Annotated in this window: 19 protein-coding genes; 10 read left to right on the top strand and 9 right to left on the bottom strand. The window is 75.5% G+C overall.

The features are described from left to right. Window positions 1-130 precede the first annotated feature (130 nt). Complete coding sequence (locus ACIRST_RS07550) at window positions 131-772, top strand: suppressor of fused domain protein (protein ID WP_402800692.1); 642 nt, start codon at window positions 131-133, stop codon at window positions 770-772. 179 nt (window positions 773-951) lie between these two features. On the opposite strand, the gene ACIRST_RS07555 is transcribed toward ACIRST_RS07550, so the two are convergent. From ACIRST_RS07555 to ACIRST_RS07575, 5 genes are all read right to left on the bottom strand, one after another. Next, window positions 952-1,812: a PHP domain-containing protein gene (locus tag ACIRST_RS07555; RefSeq protein ID WP_402800694.1), complete on the bottom strand. Its 861-nt coding sequence runs from the start codon at window positions 1,810-1,812 to the stop codon at window positions 952-954. A 95-nt stretch (window positions 1,813-1,907) separates the two neighbouring features. Continuing rightward, on the bottom strand, window positions 1,908-2,546 hold the full coding sequence (locus ACIRST_RS07560; protein WP_350522125.1) for a DUF6758 family protein: 639 nt from the start codon (window positions 2,544-2,546) through the stop codon (window positions 1,908-1,910). Window positions 2,547-2,853: 307 nt separating this feature from the next. Beyond that, window positions 2,854-3,012, bottom strand: coding sequence for a hypothetical protein (locus ACIRST_RS07565; protein WP_158834957.1), 159 nt, complete (start codon window positions 3,010-3,012; stop codon window positions 2,854-2,856). 397 nt (window positions 3,013-3,409) lie between these two features. Further along, window positions 3,410-4,285 carry an alpha/beta fold hydrolase gene (locus ACIRST_RS07570; protein WP_350522124.1) on the bottom strand — a complete coding sequence of 292 codons (876 nt, stop codon included), beginning with the start codon at window positions 4,283-4,285 and terminating at the stop codon, window positions 3,410-3,412. A 231-nt stretch (window positions 4,286-4,516) separates the two neighbouring features. Next, window positions 4,517-6,808 carry a DEAD/DEAH box helicase gene (locus ACIRST_RS07575; protein ID WP_402800698.1) on the bottom strand — a complete coding sequence of 764 codons (2,292 nt, stop codon included), beginning with the start codon at window positions 6,806-6,808 and terminating at the stop codon, window positions 4,517-4,519. A 476-nt stretch (window positions 6,809-7,284) separates the two neighbouring features. Between ACIRST_RS07575 and ACIRST_RS07580 the strand changes: the two genes are divergently transcribed. Continuing rightward, window positions 7,285-8,013, top strand: coding sequence for a ferritin-like fold-containing protein (locus tag ACIRST_RS07580; protein WP_350522122.1), 729 nt, complete (start codon window positions 7,285-7,287; stop codon window positions 8,011-8,013). An 8-nt stretch (window positions 8,014-8,021) separates the two neighbouring features. On the opposite strand, the gene ACIRST_RS07585 is transcribed toward ACIRST_RS07580, so the two are convergent. From ACIRST_RS07585 to ACIRST_RS07595, 3 genes are all read right to left on the bottom strand, one after another. After that, window positions 8,022-8,348 carry a hypothetical protein gene (locus tag ACIRST_RS07585; protein ID WP_350522121.1) on the bottom strand — a complete coding sequence of 109 codons (327 nt, stop codon included), beginning with the start codon at window positions 8,346-8,348 and terminating at the stop codon, window positions 8,022-8,024. Window positions 8,349-8,484: 136 nt separating this feature from the next. Beyond that, complete coding sequence (locus tag ACIRST_RS07590) at window positions 8,485-8,712, bottom strand: DUF3107 domain-containing protein (protein WP_350522120.1); 228 nt, start codon at window positions 8,710-8,712, stop codon at window positions 8,485-8,487. A gap of 131 nt (window positions 8,713-8,843) precedes the next feature. Next, window positions 8,844-9,503 carry a TetR/AcrR family transcriptional regulator gene (locus tag ACIRST_RS07595; protein WP_350522119.1) on the bottom strand — a complete coding sequence of 220 codons (660 nt, stop codon included), beginning with the start codon at window positions 9,501-9,503 and terminating at the stop codon, window positions 8,844-8,846. 220 nt (window positions 9,504-9,723) lie between these two features. Between ACIRST_RS07595 and ACIRST_RS07600 the strand changes: the two genes are divergently transcribed. The 5 genes from ACIRST_RS07600 (at window position 9,724) to moeZ (ending at window position 16,380) form a co-directional block, all read left to right on the top strand. Continuing rightward, window positions 9,724-10,626 carry an alpha/beta hydrolase gene (locus tag ACIRST_RS07600; RefSeq protein WP_350522118.1) on the top strand — a complete coding sequence of 301 codons (903 nt, stop codon included), beginning with the start codon at window positions 9,724-9,726 and terminating at the stop codon, window positions 10,624-10,626. A gap of 490 nt (window positions 10,627-11,116) precedes the next feature. Continuing rightward, window positions 11,117-12,745 carry a DUF3492 domain-containing protein gene (locus ACIRST_RS07605; RefSeq protein ID WP_402800701.1) on the top strand — a complete coding sequence of 543 codons (1,629 nt, stop codon included), beginning with the start codon at window positions 11,117-11,119 and terminating at the stop codon, window positions 12,743-12,745. After that, window positions 12,745-13,836, top strand: a complete 1,092-nt coding sequence (locus tag ACIRST_RS07610; RefSeq protein ID WP_402800703.1) for a hypothetical protein — start codon at window positions 12,745-12,747, stop codon at window positions 13,834-13,836. Before ACIRST_RS07605 ends, ACIRST_RS07610 begins: the two co-directional genes overlap by 1 nt. Window positions 13,837-13,948: 112 nt before the next feature. Further along, window positions 13,949-14,968 carry an NAD-dependent epimerase/dehydratase family protein gene (locus tag ACIRST_RS07615; protein ID WP_402800706.1) on the top strand — a complete coding sequence of 340 codons (1,020 nt, stop codon included), beginning with the start codon at window positions 13,949-13,951 and terminating at the stop codon, window positions 14,966-14,968. A 233-nt stretch (window positions 14,969-15,201) separates the two neighbouring features. Then, entirely contained in the window at window positions 15,202-16,380 is a 1,179-nt protein-coding gene (gene moeZ, locus ACIRST_RS07620; RefSeq protein ID WP_350522114.1) for an adenylyltransferase/sulfurtransferase MoeZ, read from the top strand. Window positions 16,381-16,453: 73 nt separating this feature from the next. Here moeZ and ACIRST_RS07625 read toward each other — a convergent pair whose 3' ends face one another. Then, a complete protein-coding gene (locus tag ACIRST_RS07625) occupies window positions 16,454-19,237 on the bottom strand; it encodes a flippase-like domain-containing protein (RefSeq protein WP_402800708.1) in 2,784 nt (927 codons plus the stop codon). A 134-nt stretch (window positions 19,238-19,371) separates the two neighbouring features. Between ACIRST_RS07625 and ACIRST_RS07630 the strand changes: the two genes are divergently transcribed. From ACIRST_RS07630 to ACIRST_RS07640, 3 genes are all read left to right on the top strand, one after another. Then, a complete protein-coding gene (locus ACIRST_RS07630; RefSeq protein WP_396544520.1) occupies window positions 19,372-19,749 on the top strand; it encodes an MGMT family protein in 378 nt (125 codons plus the stop codon). A gap of 91 nt (window positions 19,750-19,840) precedes the next feature. Next, window positions 19,841-23,245: an ATP-dependent helicase gene (locus ACIRST_RS07635; protein ID WP_402800710.1), complete on the top strand. Its 3,405-nt coding sequence runs from the start codon at window positions 19,841-19,843 to the stop codon at window positions 23,243-23,245. 90 nt (window positions 23,246-23,335) lie between these two features. After that, window positions 23,336-26,545 (top strand): UvrD-helicase domain-containing protein, encoded by a 3,210-nt coding sequence (locus tag ACIRST_RS07640; RefSeq protein WP_402800712.1) that lies wholly within the window; start codon window positions 23,336-23,338, stop codon window positions 26,543-26,545. Window positions 26,546-26,626: the final 81 nt, after the last annotated feature.

A 26,626-nucleotide genomic window follows, 5' to 3' on the forward strand; every position in this document is an offset into this window, starting at 1 on the left:
TCGCTCACCCTAACATCTGACCGGCCATCGGCGCCCGGGGGTTCCCCGAGGCTTTACGGGTCCTTGACGGGCCGCTCCACCGGGCCGCCCGCACGCGGCCCGTGCGCCCCACCGGGTTACGCTCACCGGCATGGCCCACGACTTCCCGCTCTTCGGCGATCCCCACGGCGGCAGCTCCCCGGAGCTCTCCCGGGAGGCGGTGCTCGCCGCCGTCGAGGCCCGGCTGATCTCCACCTTCGGCGAGCCGAGCGGCCGGGCCGCGGTCACCTTCCTCGGCACCGACCGGATCGAGGTGCTGCGCTTCGGCCCCGACGCCGAGGGCCTGGCCCGGTACGCGACGCTCGGGATGTCCGCCGCGCCGATGGCCGACCCGACCGCGATGGTCGCCGACCAGGTGCGCGGCCCGCGCGCCGAACTGGTGCTGACCGTCCGCGGCGGGCGGGACGGCGTGCTGCGCAGCCTGGCCACCTTCGCCGCGACGCCGCAGGTCGAGGGCCTGGTGGTGGCCCCGGGCGGCTCGCTGGACCTCGGCGCCCCGCTGTGGGAGGGCGCGCCCTTCACCTCGGTGCTGGCCGCCGAGCCGGGCGGTCTGGTCGAGGACCTGGAGCTGGCCGAGCCGGCCGAGCCGGTCCGCTTCCTGCCGCTGCTGCCGATGACGCCCAACGAGGCGGGCTGGAAGCGGGTGCACGGCGCGGCCGCGCTCCAGGAGCGCTGGCTGAACCAGGGCACCGACCTGCGCGACCCGGAGCGCCGCGGCGTCCGGCTGGACTGACGGCCCGGCCCGCGGCCCGGTCGGCGTTCCCCGACGCTCCTCGGCGGGCCCCCGGCGGCCGCTGACGGCTGTTCAGGCGCCGCTCGGGCAGGGGCCGGGCCGGACCCGGGCAGGGCGTGCGGGACGCGCCCGCAGGCCCCTGCCGCGCCCCGCACGCCGGAGCGCGGCGGCCCGTACCCTCAGCGCTCGATCGGCTTCGCGCCGGTGGCCTGCGCCAGCAGTGCCTCGTAGACGGCGGGGTCGGTGGTGTGCTCGCCGAGCCGGACGGTCTTGCGGGTGCCGTGGTAGTCGCTGGAGCCGGTGACCAGCAGGCCGAGCTCGCCGGCCAGACCGCGCAGCCGGGCCCTGGTCTCCTCGTCGTGGTCGGTGTGGTCGACCTCCAGTGCGCCCAGCCCGGCCGCCGCGAGGTCGGCGATCACCGCGTCCGGGACCACCCGGCCGCGCTTGACCGCGCCGGGGTGGGCGAAGACCGGCACCCCGCCGGCCGCCCGGACCAGCCGGACCGCCTCCAGCGGGTCGGTCTCGTGCTTGCGGACGTCCGCCCGCCCGCCGTTGGCCAGCCACTCGGGGGTGAAGGCGTCCGAGACGGTGGCCACCACGCCCGCCTCGACCAGCGCGCTGGCGATGTGCGGCCGCCCGACCGAGCCGGCGCCCGCGATCCGCTGCACCTGCTCCCAGCTGATGTCCGCGCCGAGCTCCCGGCAGCGCTCGACGATCGCCTGCCCGCGCCGGAACCGGTCGGTGCGCACCAGCTCCCGCTCCCGCGCGAACTCGGGCTCCTCCGGGTCGAACAGGTACGCCAGCAGGTGCATGCTGACGCCGTCCACGACGCAGGACAGTTCCGCGCCGGGCACGACGGTCAGTCGGGTGCCGTCGGGCAGCGCGTGCACCGCCGCGGCCGCCTCGGCGTGGCCGGCCACGGTGTCGTGGTCGGTGAGCGCCACGACGTCGAGGCCCGCGGCGACGGCCGCCGCGACCAGCTCGGCCGGGCTGTCGGTGCCGTCGGAGGCGTTGCTGTGGGCGTGCAGGTCGATGCGCACGGGGCGGGCTCCTGGGGGCTCGTGGGTGCCGACCAGGATAGGCCGTCCGGGCGAGGGGCGGGCGGTGCGGCGGGAGAGCGGGCGGCCCGGGCGGGTCAGCCGAGCAGTCGGGGTGAGAGCGCTCCGCAGGGCAGCAGGTCCAGCTCGGCACCGGCGTCGCGCAGGTCGGTGAGCACCAGCTCGTCGTACATCACCAGCGCGGACTGCTCGGGCCAGGCGATCGCCCAGAGCCACAGCCCGCGCGCCTCGCCGACGAAGACCGCGCGGTCGGCCGGGGCGTCCGGGACGTGGAACATCGGGGTGGGCCGGCCGGCGGCCATCAGCTTGGCGTCGGCGGGCTTGTAGAGGCCGACGGAGTCGCCCGGGTCGGGCCCCGGGAGTCCGGCGTAGCGGGCACCGAGCCCGACGCCCAGTTCCTCGGCGACCAGCACCAGTTCACCGAAGCCGCCGAGCGGCGCCGGGCCGGAGCAGGCGACGGCGGTGGCGCGGGCGCCCGAGACGTCGTCGCCGGCGTGGGCGATGCCGGTGTAGAGCCAGCCGACCGGGAGCGGCCAGGGCATCCAGACGGGGACCTGCGAGCGGGCGACGGCGACGCCCAGGGCCTCGACGCTCGGGGGCAGCACGGGCTGCATCGGGTGCACGGCTCCGTGCCGGTCGCACTGCCAGGTGTCTGAGAACAGACCGGGGGCGCGGACCCGACCGGCGCACCTCGGGCAGCTTGGCTCGCCCCTCATAGCCGACAACGCTCCTCCCTCCGGACCGCCGCGTCAAGGACGATCACCCGTACGGAGGGCTCGGCGGCACCTGTCGGTGGTGGACGCCCGGCCGGCGCGGGGTGGGCGCGGCGCGGGGTGGTTCCCGTTGGGGGATGTCCCGTGACGGGCGGCGGCAAACGTCCGGGGCGCGACCCCGGACACACTGACACCCCGTCATCGGCGGTCGCGATGACGGGGCGTCAGTCCGGTATCGGGACGTCCGGATCGGACGCCCCCGGCTCGTCTGCGGCGGGTGAGGCCTCCCGGTCGGAGGCGCCGCGCGGGGTCAGACGGTCGGGCACGGCCGGATGAGCAGGCGTTCGCCGGTGCGGGCGGCGGCCTGGACGTGCTCGCGGACGGTCGCGGCGTCGGCGATCAGACGGTCGGTGGCGGAGCCGTTGGTGTCGTCCAGTCGGACGATCTCGAAGCGCATGGTCTTCGTCATGGGCGTCTCCCTTCCTTGCCCTGTCGGGCGGGGCGATTGCGGCTGAGTCGGTATCAGCCCTTTCGGGGTCCTGCGGGTCCGGCGAAGGGGCCGGACCGGGCGGGTCGTGCGTGCGGCGGTCTGCTGCGGCAAGGGCTCCCCCTGCTTGCCTGGTGCGTCCAGTGCCTCGTAACCACGGTGTCGTGGCGGTGCTACCGGGCCGTTGCCCGTCCGTGAAGTCCAGGTTTCGAGCGGTACGCGTCGGCGTCGAGGCCGACGATGATTCCCGGACAGAATCAAAGATTACCGTAACTAACGACTTTTGTCCTGCGATGAAGCCCGTCGAACTTCCGAAAGTGGTACAGACCACTTCCGGAAGGCGGTGAGGTGACGGGGGTCGGTCGGGACCGGAGGGCGGTCAGGCCCAGAACGCGGCCAGCGCCTCGGCGGTCGCGGCCGGCTGCTCGGCGTTGGGGGAGTGGCCCGCGTCCGCGACCACCACCCGTCGGGCGCCCAGGCGCTCGGCCATCCCGGTCTGCTCCGGGACCGGCCAGGCGTAGTCCCGCACGCCGGACAGCACCAGCACCGGCAGCCCGGCGGTGGCGGCGGCCAGCTCGTCCACCCGGTCCGGCGCGGCGACCAGGTGGCCGCCGGTGACGGACAGCGCCCGCGGCACGTTGGCCAGCCAGCGGCGGTGCAGGAACTCCGCGACGGCGGGGTCGAGGGCCGGCAGCGGCTGCCCGCTGTCGGCCTCCATCTGCCGCATGACCTGCCAGATCTCCTCCAGGCCCATCACCTGCAGCGCGTCCAGCAGCAGCTTGGTGCGGGCCGCCTCGGCCGGGTCGATCGCGCCCGGCCCGGTGGACATCAGGGTCAGCGACCGCCACGGCAGCGGGCCGTGCGCGGCGGCGGAGAGCACCGCCTCCCGCACCACCTGGCCGCCGAAGGAGTGCCCCAGCAGGTGCAGCGGCTCGCCGTCCGCCGCCAGCGCCTCGGTGAGCGCCAGCACGTCCGCGCCCAGCTCGCCGACGGCGTACGCCGCCGGGTCGTCCGGCCCACCGGTCTCGTGCTGCCCGCGCTGGTCCACGGCCGTCACCCGGTACCCGGCTGCCGCGAGCGGTTCGAGCAGCCCGATGAAGTCCTCCTTGCTGCCGGTGAACCCCGGGACCAGCAGCGCCGAACCCAGCACCGCCCCGTCGGGCTCCGCCCGCAGCGCCGCGAACCCGCCGCGCCCGGTCACCACCCGCTCGGCCCGCGCGCACCGGGGCAACCTCAGGAACGGCGGCGTGCTCATGGCGTGGTCTCCCTGCTCTCCTGCCTGCGACTTCCCGACGCCCCCGAGCTTAGGGCGTGCCCGCCGCCGTCCGGCGCCCGTGCCGTCGGCGACGTGTCGTGCCCCGCCCGGCGCCGGCGGGCCCGGACGGCGGCAGGCCCCTCGTCGCCGGTGCGGCCGGGGCCCGGGAACGCCCGAGGGGGCGGGCCGGGCCTGTCGGCCTGGCTCGCCCCCTCGGGGGATGCACCGGGATCAGCTCTCCGGGGTCGCCTCGACGGTCGCGGCGGCCTTGCGGGCGCGGGTGCGCTTGCGCGGGGCCGGGACCTCGGCCACGTCGGCCTCGGCGGCCGGGGCCGCCGGGGCGGTCTCGGCGGTGGCCGCGGCCTTCGGCTTGCGGGTCCGGGTCCGGGTGGCGGGCTTCTTCTCCTCGGCCGGGGCCTCGGTGACGACGGCCTCGGCGACGGCAGCCTCGGTGGCGGCCTCGACGGCCTCCGCCTTCGGCTTGCGCGTGCGGGTCCGGGTGGCGGGCTTCTTCTCCTCGGCCGGGGCCTCGGTGACGACGGCCTCGGCGACGACGGCCTCGGTGGCGGCCTCGACGGCCTGCGCCTTCGGCTTGCGCGTGCGGGTCCGGGTGGCGGGCTTCTTCTCCTCGGCCGGGGCCTCGGTGACGACCGCCTCGACGGCGACGGCCTCGACGGCCGGAGCGGCCTCGACCGCCTCCGCCTTCGGCTTGCGCGTCCGGGTACGGGTGCGGGCGGCCGGCTTCTCCGCCACCGCAGCCTCGACGGCGGGAGCGGCCTCGACGGCCGGAGCCGCCTCCACCACGGTCGCCTCGACCGCGGCAGCGGCCACGGCCTCACCGGCGGCACCGCCGCGCGAGCGGCGACGGCGACGGCGCGGTGCGGCCTCGCCCTCGGCGCCCTCGACGGCCGGGGCCGCCACGGCGGCCTCGGTCACGCCGGCGACGGCCTCGCCCTCGGCGCCGAGCGCCGAACCACGACGGGTGCGGCGGCGCTCACGGGTGCGGCGCGGCTTCTGCTCCTCGGTCTCGGCCGGGGCGGCGGCCGGACGGCCGGGGCCGCCCTGTCCGGCGCGACCGCGGCCGGAACGGGCGGAACGGCTGCCGCGTCCGCCGGTCTCGCCGAGGTCCTCGACCTCCTCCGCGTTGAGCCCCGCCCGGGTCCGCTCCGAGCGCGGCAGGACACCCTTGGTGCCCGGCGCGATCTTCAGCAGCTCGTACAGGTGCGGCGAGGTGGAGTAGGTCTCCTCCGGGTCGTTGAACGGCAGGTCCAGCGCCTTGTTGATCAGCTGCCAGCGCGGGATGTCGTCCCAGTCGACCAGGGTGACGGCGGTGCCGGAGGCGCCGGCCCGGCCGGTGCGGCCGATCCGGTGCAGGTAGGTCTTCTCGTCCTCGGGGCACTGGTAGTTGATGACGTGCGTGACGCCCTCGACGTCGATGCCGCGGGCGGCGACGTCGGTGCAGACCAGGACGTCCACCTTGCCGTTGCGGAAGGCCCGCAGCGCCTGCTCGCGGGCGCCCTGGCCGAGGTCGCCGTGGACCGCGCCGGCCGCGAAGCCGCGCTGGGTCAGCTGGTCGGAGACGTCGGCGGCGGTGCGCTTGGTGCGGCAGAAGATCATCGCCAGCCCGCGGCCGTCGGCCTGCAGGATGCGCGAGACCATCTCGACCTTGTCGAGCGAGTGCGCACGGAAGATGTGCTGCTCGATGTTGGCGACGGTGGTGCCGGTGTCGTCCGGGGCGGTGGCCCGGATGTGGGTCGGCTGGCTCATGTACCGGCGGGCGAGGCTGATGACCTGGCCCGGCATGGTGGCCGAGAACAGCAGGGTCTGCCGCTTGGCCGGCAGCATGGTGATGATCTTCTCGACGTCCGGCAGGAAGCCGAGGTCGAGCATCTCGTCGGCCTCGTCCAGGACCAGCGCGCGGACCTTGGACAGGTTCAGCTTCTTCTGGCCGGCCAGGTCGAGCAGTCGGCCCGGGGTGCCGACCACGATGTCGACGCCCTTGGTGAGCGCCTCGACCTGCGGCTCGTACGCCCGGCCGCCGTAGACGGCGAGGACGCGCACGTCGCGGACCTTGCCGGCGGTCTGCAGGTCGTTGGTGACCTGGGTGCAGAGCTCACGGGTCGGGACGACGATCAGCGCCTGCGGGAAGTCCGAGAGCTGCTCCTCGGTGCACCGGCCGGCGTCCACGTCGGCGCGCACGACGACCCGCTCGATCAGCGGGAGGCCGAAGCCGAGGGTCTTGCCGGTGCCGGTCTTGGCCTGGCCGATGACGTCGTGGCCGGTCAGCGCGACCGGGAGGGTCATCTCCTGGATGGGGAAGGGGTGGACGATGCCGACGGCTTCGAGCGCCTCGGCGGTCTCCGGGAGGATCCCCAGGTCCCGGAACGTCGTCTTGATGGGTTCAGCGGTGGTGGACAGGGTGCTGCCTCTTCCGTGTGGAGGGGCCGAGAGCGAGCGGCGGGCGGGCAGCCGCGCGGCTGCGTACGGGCCTGTGCGGCCCCGATTACAGCTGCGCGGACGCACAACCGCGCCGGTCCCTGCGGCCGGCCGGTGCGCGCTGCCCTGGTGCGGGGCGCGTCGCCGGCGGCGTCGGGGAGGGTTCCCGTGAGGGACCTGCGCGGGACCTCCGCCAGGGGGCGTGGTCTCGGCGGCCCTCGCTCGGCCACTGATGCGGTGCCAAGGCTTGAAGTCCAAGCCATGGTCGGAGCCGATCGGCTCTCCGACCGGGCATCCGCGTACGTGAGTACCCGTGCCTCCGGTGCGGACACGTCCGGCTGGACGGTGCCGCTTCGGAGCGGGCTTGCGCGGGTTACCGAGACGGCGGTGACACCGTGCAAGCACGACGGGGCTCCGTACCACCATACAGTCAGGCGACGACTCGAACACGTGACGCGTCTGACATTGCCCCCGGTGACCGCCGCACGATCACACGATCGGGCCGGTCACCCGGCGTCGCGACACGGGCGGGAGCCCGGGGACAGGCCTTAAGGTGACAGGTCATGGAGACCCATGGTGAGACGCAGGACGCCGCGGCCGGCTCGATCGGCGACTGGGCCGCGTGCTCGGCCGACCCCGGCTACCGGGCGGCGGTGCTGGATCTGCTCGGCGCGCTCGCGTACGGCGAGCTGAGCGCCTTCGAGCGGCTCGCCGAGGACGCCAAGCTGGCGCCGGACCTCGCCGACAAGGCGGCCCTGGCCCGGATGGCCTCCGCCGAGTTCCAGCACTACCAGCGCCTGCACGACCGGCTCGCCGAGATCGGCGCCGACCCGCAGGAGGCGATGCGCCCGTTCGTCGAGCCGCTGGAGCTGTTCCACCGGATGACGGCGCCCTCGGACTGGCTGGAGGGCCTGGTCAAGGCCTACGTCGGCGACGCCATCGCGACCGACTTCTACCGCGAGGTGGCCGTCCGGCTGGACGACGACACCCGCGACCTGGTGCTCGGCGTCATGTCCGACACCGGCCACGCCCAGTTCGCCGTCGACAAGGTGCGCGAGGCGATCCAGGCCGACCCGCGGGCCGGCGGCCGGCTCGCCCTGTGGGGCCGGCGGCTGATGGGCGAGGCGCTCAGCCAGGCCCAGCGGGTGGTCGCCGAGCGTGACGCGCTGTCCAACCTGCTGGTCGGCGGCGTCCGGGTGCAGGGCTTCGACCTCGTCGAGGTCGGCAAGATGTTCAACCGGATCACCGAGGCGCACACCAAGCGGATGGCCGCCCTGGGCCTGGCCAGCTGACCGACCGGCTACGCGGGCCGGTGCCGCCGCGGCGCGCGGTGGGCGCCGGTCCGGTGCGGGTGGTGGCGGTGCGCCGGGGCCCGCCCGGCGGCGAGGTCCGGCCGGGCCAGCATCGAGGTGAGCACGGCCGAGGCCAGTGCGGCCGCCGCCACCGACACCGCCGGGTAGCGCCCGTCCAGGCAGAAGTGCGCCACCACCCCGCCGACCAGTGCCGCCGCCAGTGCGGTGCCGAGCGTCAGGGCGCGCGGAGCCCGGAAGTACGCGGGCAGGGCCAGCAGTGCGGCGCCGCCCGTGACCTGGCCGACGAGGGCGAACGCGAGCGACTCCACCAGCAAGGTTGCCTCCCGGGGACGGGCGTGCGGCACCGTTGCCGCACCTGTCGCCGTACCCCGCCCCACCCGGCCGTACACGCAGCGGTGCCCCGCTCCCTCGCGGGAACGGGGCACCGGTAACGACTGCTCGGGCGGCGCCTCAGAGGGTGCCGAAGCCGACCTTGCGGACGGCCTGCTCACCGATCTCCACGTACGCCAGGCGCTCGGCCGGGACGATGACGCGACGGCCGTGCTCGTCGGTCAGCGTGAGGAGCTTCTCCGAGCCCTCCAGCGCCTTCGCGACCGCGCTCTGGACCTCATCGGCAGTCTGCGAGCTCTCGATCACGATCTCGCGCGGCGCGTTCTGCACGCCGATCTTGACCTCCACGGCTTCCGTCCCTCCGGGGTTGCAGCCTCCACGCGCGGGCACCGGACCGCCTGGAACAAGCGTTCGCGGCGACCGCGCCGTACGGCTTCACCATAGAGCACCGGATCAGCGCCCAGGCGAAGGTCGGCGGATCACCCCTGGTGGGCACCCTCACCGGGCAGGTCGCCCGGGTGCATCGGGAAGCCCTTCAGACCGCGCCAGGACAGGCTGGCGACCAGTCGCACCGCCTCGTCGCGCGGGATCTCCAGACCCTGCGAGAGCCAGTACCGGGCGGTGATCTGGGCCAGGCCGCAGACGCCGGCGGCGAGCAGCTTGGACTCCGCCTCGGGCAGGTCGGTGTCCTCCTGGATCACCTTGCTGACCAGCGTCGCGCTCGCCTCGGAGGCCCGCTCGACCCGCTCGCGCACGGCCGGCTCGTTGGTCAGGTCCGACTCGAAGACCAGGCGGAAGGCGCCCGACTCGCTGGAGACGTAGTTGAAGTACGCCTCCATGGTGTTGGCCACGCGCTGCTTGTTGTCGTTGGTCGTCGACAGCGCCTCGCGGGTCGACTCGACCAGGGCGTCGCAGTGCTTGTCGAGCAGCGCCAGGTAGAGCTCCAGCTTCCCGGGGAAGTGCTGGTACAGCACCGGCTTGCTGACCCCGGCGCGGTCGGCGATGTCGTCCATGGCGGCCGCGTGGTAGCCCTGCGCGACGAACACCTCCTGGGCGGCACCGAGCAGTTGTTCACGGCGGGCGCTTCGCGGCAGGCGGGCACCGCGCGGGCGCTCCTGCGCCTCCTGGATGGCCGTCACGGCGCTCCTCACTTCGGGTCTGTTCGGGGCTGGCAAGATGGCCGATTCTACTTTTCGGTAACCGCGCCCGCGTTCGGCGAAGGCGAGAAAAGACGGTCGGCTGGTTGTCAGGAGCCCACAATACGGCGCTGACCTCGGCCTCGGCAGTGGTGTGACGAAGGGAAGGGACGGCCGGACCACCCCGGGTGCTCCGGGCCCGGGCTCACTACCATCGTCCACCATGAGCAGCGCTGAGCAGCAGGTACGTACGGTCGAGGTCCCCGGCGCGGTGCTCGCGGTGCACCGGGCCGCCGCCGACGGCGCCGCCGACGCCCGCGAGCCGGGCCTCTTCGTGCACGGGCTCGGCGGCTCGGCCGCCAACTGGACGGCCCTGATGGACCGGCTCTCCGGACTGGTCGACGGCGAGGCCGTGGACCTGCCCGGCTTCGGCCGCTCCCACCCGCCCACCGACGGCAACCTCACCGTCTCCGGCCACGTCCGCGCGGTGATCGGCTACCTGGAGGCCGCCGACCGCGGCCCCGTCCACCTGTTCGGCAACTCCCTCGGCGGCGCGGTCGCCGTCCGCCTCGCCGCCCTCCGCCCGGACCTGGTGCGCAGCCTCACCCTGGTCTCGCCCGCGCTGCCCGAGCTGCCCCCGCAGCGCTCCGCCTGGCCGACCGGCCTGCTCGCCGTCCCCGGGGTGCCCGCGGTGCTGCGCCGGCTGGCCGCGAACGGGCGCGACGTCGAGGCGGCCACCGAGGACCTGCTGCGGCTGGTCTACGGCGACCCGGGCAGCCTGAGCCCGGCCGTCCGGGCCGAGGCGGTCGCCGAGTACCGGCGCCGGCTGGAGGTGCCGCACGCGATGCAGGCGCTGATCGGCTCGGCCCGCGGCATCGTCTCGGCGTACACCGAGCGCGGCGACCAGGCGCTGTGGCGGCAGGCCGAACAGGTCACGGCACCGGTGCTGCTGGTGTACGGGCTGCGCGACAAGCTGGTCTCCTACCGCTCGGCCCGGCGCGCCTGCGCCGCCTTCGCGGACGCCCGGCTGCTGGTGCTGCCGGAGTCGGGGCACGTGGCGATGATGGAGCACCCGGACGAGGTCGCCCGCGCGGTGCGGGAGCTGATCGCGCAGACCGCGCGCTGAGCGGGCGGGCCCGCCGCGGGCGGGCGTCGCGGGCCCGCCGGACGCGGGCGTCGCGGGCGGGCGCGCGTACCGCCCGGTAACGGCCCGGTTCGGGTCGAGGTCACGGCCTTTCACTCGTTCAGGTGGCAGCCAGGCATGTGACCGATGGATTGCCCGGGGCCGGTCCTACCTTTCTGCTGTCGGACCGAACAGGTGTGGGGGAGCCGCGGCCGCCGGAGAAACCGGAGGGCGGCCGCGGTCAGGGGTCCCGGCGGTCGGGTCCGGCCGCCGGAGCGGGCGGGCGCCCGGGGGAACGGAACGCGGCACGGCCGCGGCCGTGCCGCCGGGCCGCCGCACGGGGCGCCGCGGCGCCGGCCCGGCCGACCGACTCCCCGGCCCCGGCCGTCCCCGCTGCGCACGGGGGCGCCCCCGGCCACCGCTCGGGCCGCTCGGCCGTCCGTCGATCCGTCCGTGATCCGTCCGCGAATCCGCTCTGCCCTGGAGGTCTCCCGTGCGCATTGCCCTGCTCACCGAGGGTGCCCGTCCGCATCCCCAGCGTGGCGCCGGAGGCTGGTGCGACCGACTGGCCGAGGGCCTGCCGGAGCACGAGTTCGAGCTGTACCTGCTGACCGGCCCGGACGGCCCGGGTGCCGTCGAGCGGCTGTCGCCCGCCTGGCGCGACGTCCGCGACCTGGCCCTGTGGGGGCGCCGGCCGGCCGGCCGGGCACCCGGCGCGGTGCGCAGACGCAGGTACGCCGGGGCGTACGAGCAGCTGGTGCGGGCGCTGGTTCTGCCGGGGGAGCGGGCCGGCTTCGGCCCCGGGCTGTACCGGCTGGCGGCGCTCGCGGGCGAGGACGGCGGGCTGCCCGCCTTCCTGGCCTCCGCGCACGCCCGGCGGATCCTGGAGCGGACCTGGCGGCTGCCCGGCGCGGACACCTCGGCCGGGCAACCGCTGGTGTGCGACGTACTGGTCGCGGCCGACCTGCTGGAGCAGTGCCTGCGGCCGCTGTCCGCGCCCTGGTACGGCACCGGCCCCGGCGGCCTCGGCGCGGCCGACCTGTGCCACGTGGTCGGCGGCGGGCTCGCCGCGCTGCCCGCCCTGGTGGCCCGGCACCTGCACGGGGTGCCGTTCGTCGTCACCGAGCACGGCCTGCACCTGCGCGAGCAGTACCTCGGCTACCGCGAGGCGCCGTACCGGTGGCCGGTGCGGGTGCTGCTGCTGTCCTTCTTCCGGGCGCTCACCGGCGAGACCTACCGGCAGGCGGCCGTGCTGACCCCGGGCAGCGCCCACGACCGGCAGTGGCAGCGCCGCTGCGGGGCCGACCCGGCCCGCACCCGGGTGGTGTACGAGGGGACGCCGGCCGTGGACCGCCCGGCCGCCGGGCCGGAACCGGCCGCGCCGACCCTGGTGTGGGCGGGCGCGCTGGAGCCCGGCCGGGACCCGGAGCTGGCGCTGCACGCCTTCGCCCGGGTCCGCGACGAGCTGCCCGGCGCCCGGCTGGTGCTGTACGGCGAGGAGGCGGCGCCCGGCTACCGGGCGCACTGCGCGGCGGTGGCCGAGCGGCTGGGGGTGGCCGCCGCGGTGGACTTCGCCGGACGGCCGGGGACGCTCGCCGAGGTCTGGGAGGCCGGTACGGCCGTGGTCTTCTCGGCACTGTCCCAGCGCGCGCCCCGGCTGCTCGCGGACGCGATGCTCAGCGGCCGGGCGGTGGTGTCCACCGACGTCGGGGTGGCCCGCGAGGTGGTCGGGCCCGCCGGGCTGCTGGTGCCCGCCCGCGACCCGCGCGCCCTGGCCGGCGCCTGCCTGGCGCTGCTGCGCGACGAGGAGCGGCGGGCCCGGCTCGGGCTGGCCGGGCGGCTGCGGGCGCAGGAACGCTTCGCCGTCGAGCCGGTGATCGGCGCCTTCCGGGAGATATACCTGGAACTGGTCTCGCAGTACCCGGCCTTCCCCGGCGGCGGGGGCGGCGGCGAGGGCGGCCCCGCGCCGCGTCCGTTCGCCCGGCCCGCCGAGTACTGGCTGGCGGACGGCCGGGGAGTCCCGGCCGGGGACGGCGGGGACGGTGGCGGCGGGGACGGCGTGGGTGCCGACACCCGGACGTCGGCCGCGCCGGAGCCCGCCGCGTTCGCGGAGGCCGTCTGATGTCCGGCCGCGCGGCGCTCGGCAGCAGCGCGGACCCGGTGCGCGAGGTGATGGCGGAGCACCGGGAGCTGTGCGAGCGCGCCGTCGACCCGCTGGAGATCGCCGCCGGGCTGGAGGAGGCCGGGTTCGGCCCGGACGCCGCCGCCCGCTGCCGGCACGCCGACCTGTTCTCGCTCGCCGAGGAGCTGTACGCCCGGGTGCCCCGGCGCCCGGCGGAGCCCGGGCCGGTCCGGCCGCCTCGGCGCGGGGCCGCGGCCCGGGCGGCGCTGACCGCCGCCGCGCTGGCCGCGCTGCCCTGCGCGGGGGTGGCCGCGCTCGGTGCCCGCTGGCCGGTGCTGCTGACCGCCGCCGTCCCGCTGGTGCTGCTGCCCGTGCTGACCGCACCGCCGGAGGACGGGCCCGGCCCCTCGACCGCCCCGCCGTGCCGCCCGTCGGACGCCCTCGGGCCGGCGCCGGTGCCGCGGTGGCCCGTGCGGTCCCGTCGGCACCCGGCCGCGTTCGGGTACGGGCTGGGGCTGGCCGCACTGCTGCTGCTCCCGCTGGCCGTACCGGCCGGGGACGGCCCGTCGGCCGTCGCACTGGGACTGGCGGCGGCGGTGTCGGCAGGGTCCGCCGAACGGGCGGCCCGCTGGTACCGGCAGGTCGGCCGGGGCCACCTCGGTGCGGCGGGCACCCTGGCCGAGTTCCGGTCCCGGATGCGCCCGGTGCTGCCGGTCGCGGTCGCCCTGCACCTGGCGGTGCTCGCCGCGCTGACCTTCGCCGCACTGGCCGTGCGGACCGTCGTCGCGCCGGGCCCGGCACCGGGTCACGGCGGCGGGCTGCTGCACCTGGCGGCCGAGCGGGCCGGCCCGGGGCCGTGGGCGGCGCAGGGCGTGCTGGGCCTGCTGCTGGTGCTGCCCGCGCTGCTGGCGCACTGCGGCCGGCCGACCGCGGCGGCGGTGGGGGCGCTGGCCGGGCCCGCCGCGACGCTGGGGCTGCTCGCCGCGGGCCGCGCCCTGCCCTCGGCCCTCCTGCTCGGCGGCGGCGCCGTCGCGGCGGTGCTGCTGGCGTACGCCTGGGCGGTGCTGGGCCGGGCGGGCTCCTACCGCTGATCCGGCCCGCGCCCCTGCCCCCGATGCCCGCTCCCCGATCCGTGTTTCGTCCCTTCGTTGATTTCAGTCCGCCAGGTCGTCCCCGACCTCGCTTCGTGGAAGGACACCCCCGATGAGGGTGCTGCTGCTGGGCGCCGACGGCTTCATCGGCCGCCGGGTCACCGACCGTCTGCTGATGGACCAGGAGTTGCAGGTGACGGTGCTCGGCCGGCGCGACTCGGCCGACATCCGCTTCGACCTGACCACCGGGAGTCCGGGCGCGCTGGCCCGCTTCCTGGACGCGGTCGCGCCGCAGGTGGTGATCAACTGCGCGGGTGCCACCTACGGCAGCTCGCGCACCCTGATCCGGTCGAACACGCTGGCCGTCGCGACGGTCTGCGAGGCGATCCGGCGCAGCCGGGAGCCGGCCCGGCTGGTGCACGTCGGCTCGGCCGCCGAGTACGGGCCGGTGCCCGGCGGGGTGCCGGTGTCCGAGGCGGCCGAGCCGCGGCCGGTGGGCCCGTACGGGGTGTCCAAGCTGGCCGGGACGGAGCTGGTGCTGGCCTCCGGGCTGGACGCGGCGGTGCTGCGGGTGTTCGACGTGGTGGGACCGGGCGCGCCGACCGCCTCGCTGTTCGGGCGGCTGGCCGAGGGCCTGCGGCGGGCGCTGGAGCGGGACGAGAACCAGGTGCGGATGCCGGACCTGTCCGGATACCGGGATTTCGTCGACGTGCGGGACGTCGCGCGGGCCATCCAGGCGGCCGCGGTGTCGGCCGCCACCGGGGTGATCAACATCGGCAGCGGGCACGCCGTCCGGGCCCGGGACGCGGCCCAGCTGCTGGTGCGGGCCTCGGGCTTCGAGGGGTCGATCGTCGAGGAGAACCGGCAGGTCCTGCTGCCGGCGCAGGCCGTCGGGGCGGGCGGCGACCACCTGCCCGGCCACCTGCCGGGCCACCACCACCAGCCCGGCCCGTACCTGCCGGGGCACCGGCTGGAGGGGCAGCGGCCGGACGGCCGGGCGGTGCCGGGCGAGCCGGTGCCGTGGCGGCAGGCGGACGTGCGCACCGCCAGGGACCGTCTCGGATGGCGGACACAGGTGCCGTTGGAGGAGTCCCTGGGGGACGTCTGGCTGGAGACGGCCTGCCGGGTCTGAGGGTGCTCCGCAGGCTTCCCCGGGCCCGGGAAACCCAGGCCCGGGGCGGCTGTCGGGGCCTCCCGGCCGATTCCACGATCCGGCGCGGCCCGTCTCGCCCTTCGGACGAGCTGTCTCGGAATACCGGGGGGACGTGACACTGTTGGTCTGGACAGCCACCCGAGTGGCGGAGCAACAACCCCACACCGAGGCTGGCCCTGGCCACCCCGAACAAGACACCCATCGGAGTCCCCGTGTCGTTGCCACCCCTGGTCGAGCCGGCCGACGAGCTCACCGTCGATGAGGTCCGCCGGTACTCCCGCCACCTGATCATCCCCGACGTGGGCATGGCCGGGCAGAAGCGGCTGAAGAACGCCAAGGTGCTGTGCGTCGGCGCCGGCGGTCTGGGCTCGCCCGCGCTGCTGTACCTGGCCGCCGCCGGTGTCGGCACGCTGGGCATCGTCGAGTTCGACGTGGTGGACGAGTCGAACCTGCAGCGGCAGATCATCCACGGCCAGTCGGACGTCGGCCGCTCCAAGGCGGAGTCGGCGCGCGACTCGGTCAAGGAGATCAACCCGTACGTGGACGTGGTGCTGCACGAGGAGCGCCTCGACAACTCCAACGTCATGGAGATCTTCTCCGGCTACGACCTGATCGTGGACGGCACCGACAACTTCGCCACCCGCTACCTGGTGAACGACGCCGCGGTGCTGCTCGGCAAGCCGTACGTGTGGGGCTCGATCTACCGCTTCGACGGCCAGGCCAGCGTGTTCTGGGCCGAGCACGGTCCCTGCTACCGCTGCCTGTACCCGGAGGCCCCGCCGCCGGGCATGGTCCCCTCCTGCGCCGAGGGCGGCGTGCTGGGCGTGCTGTGCGCGTCCATCGGCTCGATCCAGGTCAACGAGGCGATCAAGCTGCTGGCCGGCATCGGCGACCCGCTGGTCGGCCGACTGATGATCTACGACGCCCTGGAGATGAACTACCGCCAGGTGAAGATCCGCAAGGACCCGAACTGCGCGGTCTGCGGCGAGAACCCGACGGTCACCGAGCTGATCGACTACGAGGCCTTCTGCGGCGTCGTGTCGGAGGAGGCGCAGGCCGCCGCCGCCGGTTCGACCGTCACCTCGCAGCAGCTGAAGCAGTGGCAGGACGACGCGGAGGACATCTACCTCATCGACGTCCGCGAGCCCGGCGAGTTCGAGATCGTCAACATCCCCGGCGCGGTGCTGATCCCGAAGAACGAGTTCCTGATGGGCGACGCGCTGGAGAAGCTGCCGCAGGACCGGAAGATCGTGCTGCACTGCAAGTCGGGCGTGCGCTCGGCCGAGGTGCTGGCCGTGGTGAAGGCCGCGGGCTTCGCCAACGCCGTCCACCTGGGCGGCGGCGTGCTCGGCTGGGTGAACCAGATCGAGCCGCACAAGCCGGTCTACTAGCAGGTGTCGCACGACTGAGGGCCCCGCCGTACGGCGGGGCCCTCAGTCGTGCGCCGGGCACCCCGGCGGCGGGTCAGAGCGCGTTCCGGCGCTGCAGCACGTTGTAGGCGATCCAGCCCGGCAGGACCGGCAGCCAGAAGGTGAGCGCCCGGTAGAGGAAGACCGCCGGGGTGGCGACCGCGGGGGACACGTCCGCGACGGTCAGGGCGCCGATCAGGGCGACCTCGACCGGGCCGATGCCGCCCGGGGTGGGGATCGCCGAGCCGGCCGCGTTGGCGGTCAGGAAGACCACCGCGACCGCCGAGAAGCTGACGTCGCCGCCGAAGGCCTGCACCGAGAAGTCCAGGCAGGCGGTGAAGGAGAGGGTCAGCAGCAGGATTCCGCCGAAGCCGGTGACCAGCTTGCTGGGCGTCTGCATCAGGTCGAGCATCCGGGGCACCACGCCGAAGAACAGCGAGCGCAGCCGCCCCAGCACGAACCGGCGCAGCGGTGCGACGGCGGCCACCACCAGGGCGAGCACGGCGGCGGTCAGCACGCCGATGATCACCGCGCGGGAGGCGGAGAGGTCGCCGTTGGTCTGGCTGCCGGTGATCAGACCGAAGCTGAACAGCAGCAGCAGGTGCCCGGCCAGGCCCGCCAGCTGGGAGGCGCCGACGGAGGCGACCGCCTGGCCGGAGCGGATGCCGGCCTTCTGCAGGTAGCGGGTGTTGAGCGCGATGCCGCCGATCGCGGCGGGGGCGACCAGTTTGACGAACGAGCCGGCCAGCTGGGCGGCGACGGTGCGCCGGAACGGCAGCTTCTCGGGGACGAAGCCGGTCAGGCTCATCGCGGCGGCGACGTAGCTGAAGGCGGCCGCGAGCAGGGCGGCCGCGGCCCAGGCCCAGTCCATCTGGGAGAGCTTGAGCTGGGCCGGCTTGATGGTGGTCAGGGCCAGGTACGCGGCGAAGGTGAGCGCGATGACCATGATCAGGGTCTTCGGCTTCAGCCGTTCCAGCTTGGCCGGCTCCATCGGCGCCTCGGGGGCGATCTGCAGGATCTGCCCGCGGATGCGGCTCAGCAGGTCCTCGCCGGCCACCGCGATGTCCTCCTCGGCCTGCTGCTGGGTGCGCTCGCCGGCCGCGACCTGCTCCAGCGCCTTGGCCCGGGCGGTGGCCTTGCGCTCCTTGCTGAGCTTCGACAGGTCCACCCTGGTGGACCGGCTCATCCCGACCGGCTGGAGCAGCGGCAGCGCCTGGGCGACCCGCTCGGCGCCGAGCACCGCGTTGGCGGTGGCGACGGCCCGCTCCGGGCCGATCCGCAGCGCGAAGGTGGTGAGCAGCTGGGCGACGTCGATGCGCAGGGTGAGGTCGGTGGCGGCGATGTCGCCGCCGGAGAGGTTGACCAGGCAGGCGCTCCGCTCGTCCACCACCAGCAGGGACTCGCCGGTCAGCCGGCGGTGGGCGATCCGGCGCTCGTGCAGCGCGGCCACCGACCGCCAGATCGAGGCCATCACCTCGTCGGTGACCTCGTCGTCGGCCAGCTCGTCGAGGGTGCGGCCCTCGACGTTCTCGTACACCAGGATCGCCGCGTCCGGGCCGAGCTCGGAGGTGGCGACCAGCTGCGGGGCGTGGGCGCCGGAGGCGGCCGCCGCGTACGCGATCAGGGCCTCCTGCTCCAGCGCCTGGCGCAGCGACTGCGGGCTGCGGCGCACCGCGACCGAGCGCAGCCGCAGCCGCCGCCAGGCCCGGTAGAAGAAGCCGGAGGCCTGCTGCTCGCGGTCGATGATGTGGACGTCCAGGGGCCGGCCGCCCTGCTGGGTGACGTAGTAGCGGCGGGTGCCGCCGGGGGCGTCGGGGGCGCGGTGGGCGCCGTCCGGGGTGAAGCCGACCTTGCGCAGGCCGATCATCAGGTGCTGGCCGGTGGGCCGGATGTTGGGGGAGCCGATCGCGTACAGCGTGCCGTAGGCGACGGACCAGCCGATCAGCACCGTGAGCATCAGCGACAGCGGGGTGGTGTAGCCGCCGAGGAGCTCGGTGACGCCGCTGAAGACCACCACCACCCACAGGGCGACCCGCCAGCGCGGTCTGCTCGACATGCCGACGGCGGTCATGTAGGCGATCACCGGGGCGAGGTAGCCGTGCACCGGGTCGGTGAGGGTGCCGTTGCTGTCCAGCGGCAGCCTGGTCAGCGCGTCGCGGATGTGTTCGGAGGCGCCCTCGGCCACCCACCAGTCGATGCCCAGCGAGACGCCGTACGCGAGCACCGAGGCGAGCACGCCGTCGGCGACCCGCAGGCCGTCGCGTTTGATCAGCCGTTCGACGGCGAAGGCCAGCGGCACGGCGAGCACCGCGACGCTGGAGACCAGGCCGGTGATGGTGGAGAGCACCGCGGAGAAGTGCGGCGCGTTGGTCGCGATGTCCTGCTCGATGCCGGTGGTGGTCGAGGTGGCGATGCCGGCCAGCACGAAGACGGCGACTATCCCGAAGACGCCGGCCAGGAAGCGGATCAGGTCGGACGGGCGGTGCGCGCGGGCGGCGAGCAGCGGCTCGTCGACGTCCAGGTGCGGGGCGTCGTCCAGCTGGTCCTGGTGGTCCGGCACCGGTTCGGGGGCCGCCGGTTCGGGGGTCGAGGGCTCCGGGGCCGTCGGCGCCGGGACGACCGCCTTCGGGGCCGCGGCCTCCGGTGGTGCGGTCCGTTCGGGCTGTTCCGGGGCCCGGGCGGGCGCGGGGGTCTTGATCGTCCGGTCCTTGATCAGGGAGACTTCCGGCGTCGGCCCGGGTTCGGGTCGGCCTTCGGTCCCGCCGCCGGGCGCCGGGGGCACGGCGGCAGAGGACTCGTCGGAGTCCTTGTCCACGCCCACGTCAGCCGTCCCGGTCATCTGGTCTTGTCCTCGTATCACCACTCACCGCCCCGAAGATGGTGGCATGCCCCGGCCCCCCGTGCTGGACAGGGGGCGGATCGGGCGCGGCGTCCCGTTCGTACGGGACCAAGGGTGCGCCCCCGTGAGGAAGAATGCCGCAGGTGACGGACGTAACAGACGACGGCCTCCCGGACGCCCTGCCGCCCTTCGCCGAACTGGTGCTCGACCTGACCGAGCGGATTCCACCCGGCAGGGTGATGACCTACGGCGACGTCGCCGAGTACCTCGGCCAGGGCGGGCCCCGCCAGGTCGGCCGGGTGATGGCCCTGTACGGCGGCTCGGTGCCCTGGTGGCGGGTGATCCGCGCGGACGGCCGCTTCCTGCCAGGGCACGAGCAGCGCGCCCTCGCCCACTACGGCGAGGAGGGCACCCCGCTGCGCGAGCTCGCCGACCCGCCCCGGGTCGACCTCCGGCGGGCCCGCTGGGACGGCCGGGAGATTTCCCCGAACTCCCCGCACGGACGGGATTGACGGGGGAGGATCGTAGGCTCGATGCGGGCGGGCCCGAGCGGGCCCGCCCTGCCGTGCCCGCCCCGCCCTGCTCGACCCCAGGATCCGTTCGTTGACTTCCCCCTACCGGCTCGTGCGCAGCCCGCTCGTCCAGCCCGACCCGCCGGTGCTGGACGCCTACCAGCGTGCCGTCGTCGAGCACGCCGACGGGCCGCTGCTGGTCCTGGCCGGGCCCGGCACGGGCAAGACCACCACCCTGGTCGAGGCGGTCGCCCGGCGGATCGCGGACGGCACCGACCCCGAGCGGATCCTCGTCCTCACCTTCAGCCGCAAGGCCGCGATGGAGCTGCGCGACCGGATGTCCGGCCGGCTCGGCAGCTCCGCCGCCGCCCCGCAGGCCACCACCTTCCACTCCTTCTGCTACGCCCTGCTGCGCTCCCACCAGGACCCGCAGGACTACGCCGAGCCGCTGCGGCTGCTCTCCGGCCCCGAGCAGGACGTCATGGTCCGCGAACTGCTGGCCGGCGGCGCCGAGGACGCCCGCCTCGGCAGCTCCCGGATCGCCTGGCCGCTGGACCTGCGGGCCTGCCTGACCACCCGCGGCTTCGCCGACGAGGTCCGCGCCGTCCTCGCCCGCAGCCGCGAGCTCGGCCTCGGCGAGGCCGAGCTGGAGCGCTTCGCCCAGGGCGTCCAGCGCCCCGACTGGGCCGCCGCCGCGCACTTCCTGGCCGACTACCTCGACGTGCTGGACCTGCGCGGCGTCCTGGACTACGCCGAACTCGTCCACCGCGCCGTCCTGCTCGCCGAGCGCCCCGAGGTCGAGGAGGACCTGCGCCGGCGCTACGACGTCGTGTTCGTCGACGAGTACCAGGACACCGACCCCTCCCAGGTCCGGCTGCTGCGCCGGCTCGCCGGCGGCGGGCGCGACCTGGTCGCCGTCGGCGACCCCGACCAGTCGATCTACGCCTTCCGCGGCGCCGACATCAACGGCATCCTCGACTTCCCGCAGACCTTCCGCCGCGCCGACGGCGAGCCCGCCGAGGTCAAGGTGCTGCGGGTCTCCCGCCGCTCCGGAGCCCTCCTGCTCGCCGCCTCCCGGGAGGTCGCCCGGCGGATGCCGATGGGGCGGCTGCCCGCCGACAAGCTCGCCCAGCACCGCGCCCTGCTGCCCTCCCGCGAGGGCGGCCGGGTCGAGGTCTACACCTACCCGACCCCCGGGGCCGAACTCGACTCGATCGCCGACCTGCTGCGCCGCGCCCACCTGGAGGACGGCGTGCCCTGGGGCGAGATGGCCGTGCTCGTCCGGGCCGGTGCCCGCTCGATACCGGGCGTGCGGCGCGCGCTCGGCGCGGCCGGCGTCCCGCTGGAGATCGACGGCGACGACCTGCCGCTGCGCGAGGAGCCCGCCGTCGCCCAGCTGCTGCTCGCCCTGCGGGTCTGCGCCCAGCAGGCGGCCCGGCAGGCCGCCCGCGACCGGCACGGCGAGCCGGACCCCGACACCGGGGACGACGGCGCCCGGGACGACGACACCGGGGACCCCGGCAGCGGGGCCGGCGCCGCCGCCGGCCCCGACCCGCTCACCACCGAACTGGCGCACGCCCTGCTCACCGGCCCGCTCGGCGGCCTCGACGGCTCCGACCTGCGACGCCTGGGCCGCGCCCTGCGCGAGGAGGAACGCGCCGCACTGCGCGCCGAAGGCCGCCCCGCCACCGCCCCGCGCCCGGCCGGCGAGCTGATCCGCGAGGCCCTCGCCGAGCCGGAGCGGCTGGTCGCCCTCGACCCCGCGCAGGCCCGCCGCGCCCGCGACCTCGGCACCCTGCTGCGCAAGGTCCGCGAGCTGCTGGCCGGCGGCTGCACCGCCGAGGAGGCGCTCTGGGAGCTGTGGGACGGCAGCCGCCGCTGGCGCGAGCGGCTGGAGCGGGCCGCCCTGCGCGGCGGCGCCGCCGGCCGCAACGCCGACCGCGACCTGGACGCGCTGTGCGCCCTGTTCGAGACCGCGGCCCGTGCCGAGGAGCAGGTCACCGGCCACCGCAGCGCCCTCGACCTGCTCGCCGAACTCGAAGCCCAGGACATCGCCGCGGACACCCTCACCGTCCGCGCCGTCCGCCCCGAAGCCGTCCGACTGATGACCGCTCACCGGTCCAAGGGCCTGGAGTGGCGCCTGGTCGTCGTCGCCGGGGTCCAGGACGGCCTCTGGCCCGACCTGCGCCGCCGCGGCTCCCTGCTGGAGGCCGACCGGATCGGCCGCGACGGACTGGCCGAGCCGCTCTCTCCGGCCGCGCTGCTCGGCGAGGAGCGCCGCCTCTTCTACGTCGCCGCGACGCGCGCCAAGGAGCGGCTGATCGTCACCGCCGTCAAGGCCCCGGCCGACGACGGCGACGAGCCCTCCCGCTTCCTGCGCGAGCTCTACCGCGAGGACGTCGACCCCCGCACCGGAAAGGTGGTGCGCCGCACCCCGCCGGTCACCGTCGAGGACGTCACCCACCGCCCGCGCCGGCCGCTGTCCGTCGCCGCGCTGGTCGCCGAGCTGCGGGCGGTCACCGTCGACCCGGCCCGCTCGCCCGAGCTGCGCCGCGCCGCCGCCGAACGGCTCGCCACCCTGGCCGCCGCCGCCGACGAGGACGGGCTGCCGCTGGTGCCCGCCGCCCACCCCGAACGCTGGTGGGGACTGGACGACCCGACCGCCGCCCCCGAGCCGCTGCGCAGCGCCGACCTGCCGGTGCGGCTGTCCGGCAGCGGTCTGGAGCAGCTGGAGAGCTGCTCGCTGCAGTGGTTCCTGGACAAGGAGGTCAAGGCGCGCGGCGTCGGCTCGGCGGCCCAGGGCTTCGGCAACGTGGTGCACGCGCTCGCCGACGAGGTCGGCTCCGGCCGCACCCCCGCCGACCTCGCCGTCCTGATGGAGCGCCTGGACACCGTCTGGGACGCGCTGGCCTTCGACGCGCCCTGGAAGTCCCAGCAGGAGAAGACCGAGGCCCGCGCGGCCCTGGAGCGCTTCCTCAACTGGCACGTCCTGGAACGCGGCCGGGACGTGGTCGCCACCGAGCACGGCTTCGACGTCACCCTCGACGTCGGCGGCGTCTCGGTGCGCATCCGCGGCTCGATGGACCGGGTCGAGAAGGACACGGCCGGGCGCGCCTACGTCGTCGACTTCAAGACCGGCAAGCAGCTGCCCACCGACAAGTCCCTGCCCGAGCACAAGCAGCTGGCCGTCTACCAGCTCGCCGTCCGGGCCGGCGCCCTCAACGAGCTGCCCGGCTTCGCCGAGCACACCCCGGCCACCGGCGGCGCCGAACTGGTCCACCTGCGCGAGCCCGCCGGCAAGGCCTCCCAGGACGCCCCCAAGGTGCAGCGGCAGGACCCGCCGGAGGGCGAGCCGTGGATCGAGGGCCTGCTCGCCGAGGCCGCGGGGAAGGTCCTGGCCGAGCGCTTCGTCCCGCAGACCGGTGGCGGCTGCGACCGGTGCACGTTCCGCCGCAGCTGCTCGGCCCAGCGGGACGGCGCGCAGCTGGTCGAGTAGCCGACGAGTGGCCGTCGGGTGGCCGTCGAGTAGTCGGGGTCACTGCGGCCGGAGGTCCGCAGTGTCGGTCCGGCCCGTTAACGTTGCTGGGTGACCGCCGTGCTCAGCCATCCCGACCAGCTCAAGGAGCTGCTGGGGATCCCCTTCAACCGGGAGCAGATGGCGGCCATCGGCGCCCCCCTGGCTCCGGCCGTGATCGTGGCCGGCGCCGGCTCCGGCAAGACCACCGTGATGGCCGCCCGGGTCGTCTGGCTGGTCGGCTCCGGCGCCGTACGGCCCGAGGAGGTGCTCGGCCTCACCTTCACCAACAAGGCCGCCGGCGAGCTCGCCGAACGCGTCCGCGCCGCCCTGCTCCGCGCCGGGGTGGCCGACCGGGACGCCGCCGACCCGCTCGGCGACCCGGAGATCTCCACCTACCACGCCTTCGCGGGCCGCCTGCTCAAGGAGCACGGCCTGCGGATCGGCATCGAGCCGGACGTGCGGCTGCTCGCCGACGCCACCCGCTTCCAGCTCGCCGCCAAGGTGCTGCGCACCGCCCGCGGCCCGTTCCCCGCGCTCACCGGCACCTTCGCCAACCTGGTCGCCGACCTCACCGCGCTGGACGGCGAACTCGCCGAGCACCTGGTCGAGCCGCAGGCCCTGCGCGACTTCGACGAGGGGCTGCTGGACACCCTCGCCACCGTCAAGCTCACCAACGACGACCTGCGGGCGGTGCCGGCCACCGCCCGGGCCCGCCTGGAGCTGCTGCGCCTGGTCGAGGAGTACCGGCGCCGCAAGCGCTCCGCCGGGCTCATGGACTTCGGCGACCAGATAGCCGCCGCCGCCCGCCTCGCCCAGCAGCGCCCCGAGGTGGGCGAGCTGCTGCGCGGCCAGTTCCGGGTCGTGCTGCTGGACGAGTACCAGGACACCTCGGTCGCCCAGCGCCTGATGCTCGCCGGGCTCTTCGGCGCCGGCCCGGACGGCGCGGGCAGCGGCCACCCGGTGACCGCCGTCGGCGACCCCTGCCAGGCGATCTACGGCTGGCGCGGCGCCTCCGTCGCCAACCTCGACGAGTTCCCGCGGCACTTCCCCAAGGCCGACGGCCGCCCCGCCGACCGCTACGCGCTCAGTGAGAACCGGCGCAGCGGCGGACGCCTGCTCGCCTTCGCCAACGCGCTCGCCGCGCCGCTGCGGGAGATGCACGAGGGCGTCGAGGCGCTGCGCCCGGCCCCCGGCGCCGAGCTGGACGGCTTCGTGCGGACGGCACTGCTGCCCACCCACGCCGAGGAGGTCGACTGGCTCGCCGACTCGATCTCCCACCTGGTGCGCACCGGCACCGCGCCCGGCCGGATCGCCGTGCTGTGCCGCGGCGGCGCCGCCTTCCCGGACATCCACGCGGCGCTGGTCGCCCGCGAGGTGCCGGTCGAGGTGGTCGGCCTCGGCGGGCTGCTGCAGCTGCCCGAGGTGGCCGACCTGGTGGCGGTCTGCGAGGTGCTGCAGGACCCGACCGCGAACGCCGCGCTGGTGCGGCTGCTGGTCGGCCCGCGCTGGCGGATCGGCCCGCGCGACCTCGCGCTGCTCGGCCGGCGGGCCGCCGAGCTGGTCCGCACCGACCGGCCCGAGGGCGTCGAGGCGCTGGCCGCCGCCGTCGCCGAGGCCGACCCGACCGAGGTGGTGTCGCTGGCCGACGCGGTCGAGAGCTTCCTGGACGCCGAGCAGCCGGACGAGCTGCCGTTCTCCGCCGAGGCGCGGGTGCGCTTCGCCCGCCTCGCCCAGGAGCTGCGCGAGCTGCGCCGCTCGCTCGCCGACCCGCTGATGGACGTGCTGCACCGGGTGCTGGCGGTCACCGGCCTGGAGGTCGAGCTCGCCGCCTCGCCGCAGGCCCTGGCCGCCCGCCGGCGGGAGACCCTGCACGCCTTCCTGGACGTCGCCGCCTCCTTCGCCGACCTCGACGGGGACCCGGGCCTCGCCGCCTTCCTCGGTTTCCTGCGGGCCGCCCAGGAGTACGAGCGCGGCCTGGACAGCAGCCTGCCCGGCGGCGAGGACACCGTGAAGGTGCTCACCGCGCACAAGTCCAAGGGCCTGGAGTGGGACGTGGTCGCCGTCCCCGGCCTGGTGCGGGGCGCGTTCCCCTCCTCGACCCCGCGCGAGCGCTGGACCAGCGCCAAGCGCGTGCTCCCGCACGCCCTGCGCGGCGACGCGGCCACCCTGCCCGACGTGCGCGGCGGGTGGACCGGCAAGGCGATGACCGCCTTCAAGAAGGAGCTGGCCGAGCACACCGCCACCGAGGAACTGCGCCTGGGGTACGTCGCCTTCACCCGGCCGCGCTCGCTGCTGCTGGCCTCCGGGCACTGGTGGGGGCCGAGCCAGAAGACCGTCCGGGGCCCGTCCGCCTTCCTGGAGGGGCTGCGCGAGCACTGCGAGCAGCCCGGTGCGGGCGAGGTCGAGCACTGGGCCGAGCAGCCGGAGAAGGGCGCCGAGAACCCGGCGCTGGCCGCCCCCGTCCAGCGCCCCTGGCCGCTGCCGCTGGATCCGGCGGCGCAGCACGCCCGGCGCCGGGTCGCCGAGGTGGTGCACGCCCGCCTGGCCGGCGCCCCGGCTCCCGAGCCCGAGCCGATGGCCCCCGAGGACCAGCGCCAGGTGGCCTCCTGGGACCGCGATCTGACCGCGCTGCTGGGCGAGTTGGAGCGCTCCCGGCGGACCGCGCGCGAGGTGCCGCTGCCCGCCGCGCTGTCCGCCACCCAGTTGCTGCGCCTGGCTGCGGATCCGGACGGTTTCGCCCGCGACCTGGCCCGCCCGATGCCGCGGCCCCCGCAGCCCGCCGCCCGGCGCGGCACCCGCTTCCACGCCTGGGTGCAGTCCCGGATCGAGCCGCTGCTGCTGGTCGAGCCGGGCGCGCTGCCCGGCGCCGACGACGACGGCATCGAGGACGAGCAGGACCTGGAGCGGCTCAAGGAGGCGTTCCTGCGCACCCCGTACGCGCAGCGCAAGCCCCACCGGGTCGAGGCGCCGTTCCAACTGGTGCTGGCGGGGCGGGTGGTGCGCGGCCGGATCGACGCGGTCTACCGGGACGGTGACGTGTTGTCAGGATCAGGTGGTGCGTCACGCTACGAAGTGGTGGACTGGAAGACCCACCGCGAGGAGACCGCGGACCCGCTGCAGCTCGCGGTCTACCGACTGGCCTGGGCCGAGCAGGCGGGCGTCGATCCCGAGCTGGTCACGGCTTCGTTCCTGTACGTCCGCAGCGGGCGGATCGTCCGTCCGGCAGGACTTCCCGACCGAAAAGAGTTGGAACGGCTCCTGATCGGGAACAGTGAATAATGAGTCACGCAGAGCATCCAAGTCATCACGCCAGTGCCCGAAACCTGTGCGTCGTGCACGTTTCGCGCCTATTGTGGGGTC

It is taken from the genome of Kitasatospora sp. NPDC101447, from assembly GCF_044767225.1.
GTDB lineage: Bacteria > Actinomycetota > Actinomycetes > Streptomycetales > Streptomycetaceae > Kitasatospora.

What these genes read in the sequence shown, in the direction of transcription:
- ACIRST_RS07560 (WP_350522125.1), bottom strand. Translation starts at nt 2,546, where the DNA reads ATGAGGGGCGAGCCAAGCTGCCCGAGGTGCGCCGGTCGGGTCCGCGCC.
- ACIRST_RS07625 (WP_402800708.1), bottom strand. Translation starts at nt 19,237, where the DNA reads ATGACCGGGACGGCTGACGTGGGCGTGGACAAGGACTCCGACGAGTCC.
- ACIRST_RS07615 (WP_402800706.1), top strand. Translation starts at nt 13,949, where the DNA reads ATGAGGGTGCTGCTGCTGGGCGCCGACGGCTTCATCGGCCGCCGGGTC.
- ACIRST_RS07610 (WP_402800703.1), top strand. Translation starts at nt 12,745, where the DNA reads ATGTCCGGCCGCGCGGCGCTCGGCAGCAGCGCGGACCCGGTGCGCGAG.
- ACIRST_RS07550 (WP_402800692.1), top strand. Translation starts at nt 131, where the DNA reads ATGGCCCACGACTTCCCGCTCTTCGGCGATCCCCACGGCGGCAGCTCC.
- ACIRST_RS07565 (WP_158834957.1), bottom strand. Translation starts at nt 3,012, where the DNA reads ATGACGAAGACCATGCGCTTCGAGATCGTCCGACTGGACGACACCAAC.
- ACIRST_RS07630 (WP_396544520.1), top strand. Translation starts at nt 19,372, where the DNA reads ATGCCGCAGGTGACGGACGTAACAGACGACGGCCTCCCGGACGCCCTG.
- ACIRST_RS07600 (WP_350522118.1), top strand. Translation starts at nt 9,724, where the DNA reads ATGAGCAGCGCTGAGCAGCAGGTACGTACGGTCGAGGTCCCCGGCGCG.
- ACIRST_RS07580 (WP_350522122.1), top strand. Translation starts at nt 7,285, where the DNA reads ATGGAGACCCATGGTGAGACGCAGGACGCCGCGGCCGGCTCGATCGGC.
- ACIRST_RS07570 (WP_350522124.1), bottom strand. Translation starts at nt 4,285, where the DNA reads ATGAGCACGCCGCCGTTCCTGAGGTTGCCCCGGTGCGCGCGGGCCGAG.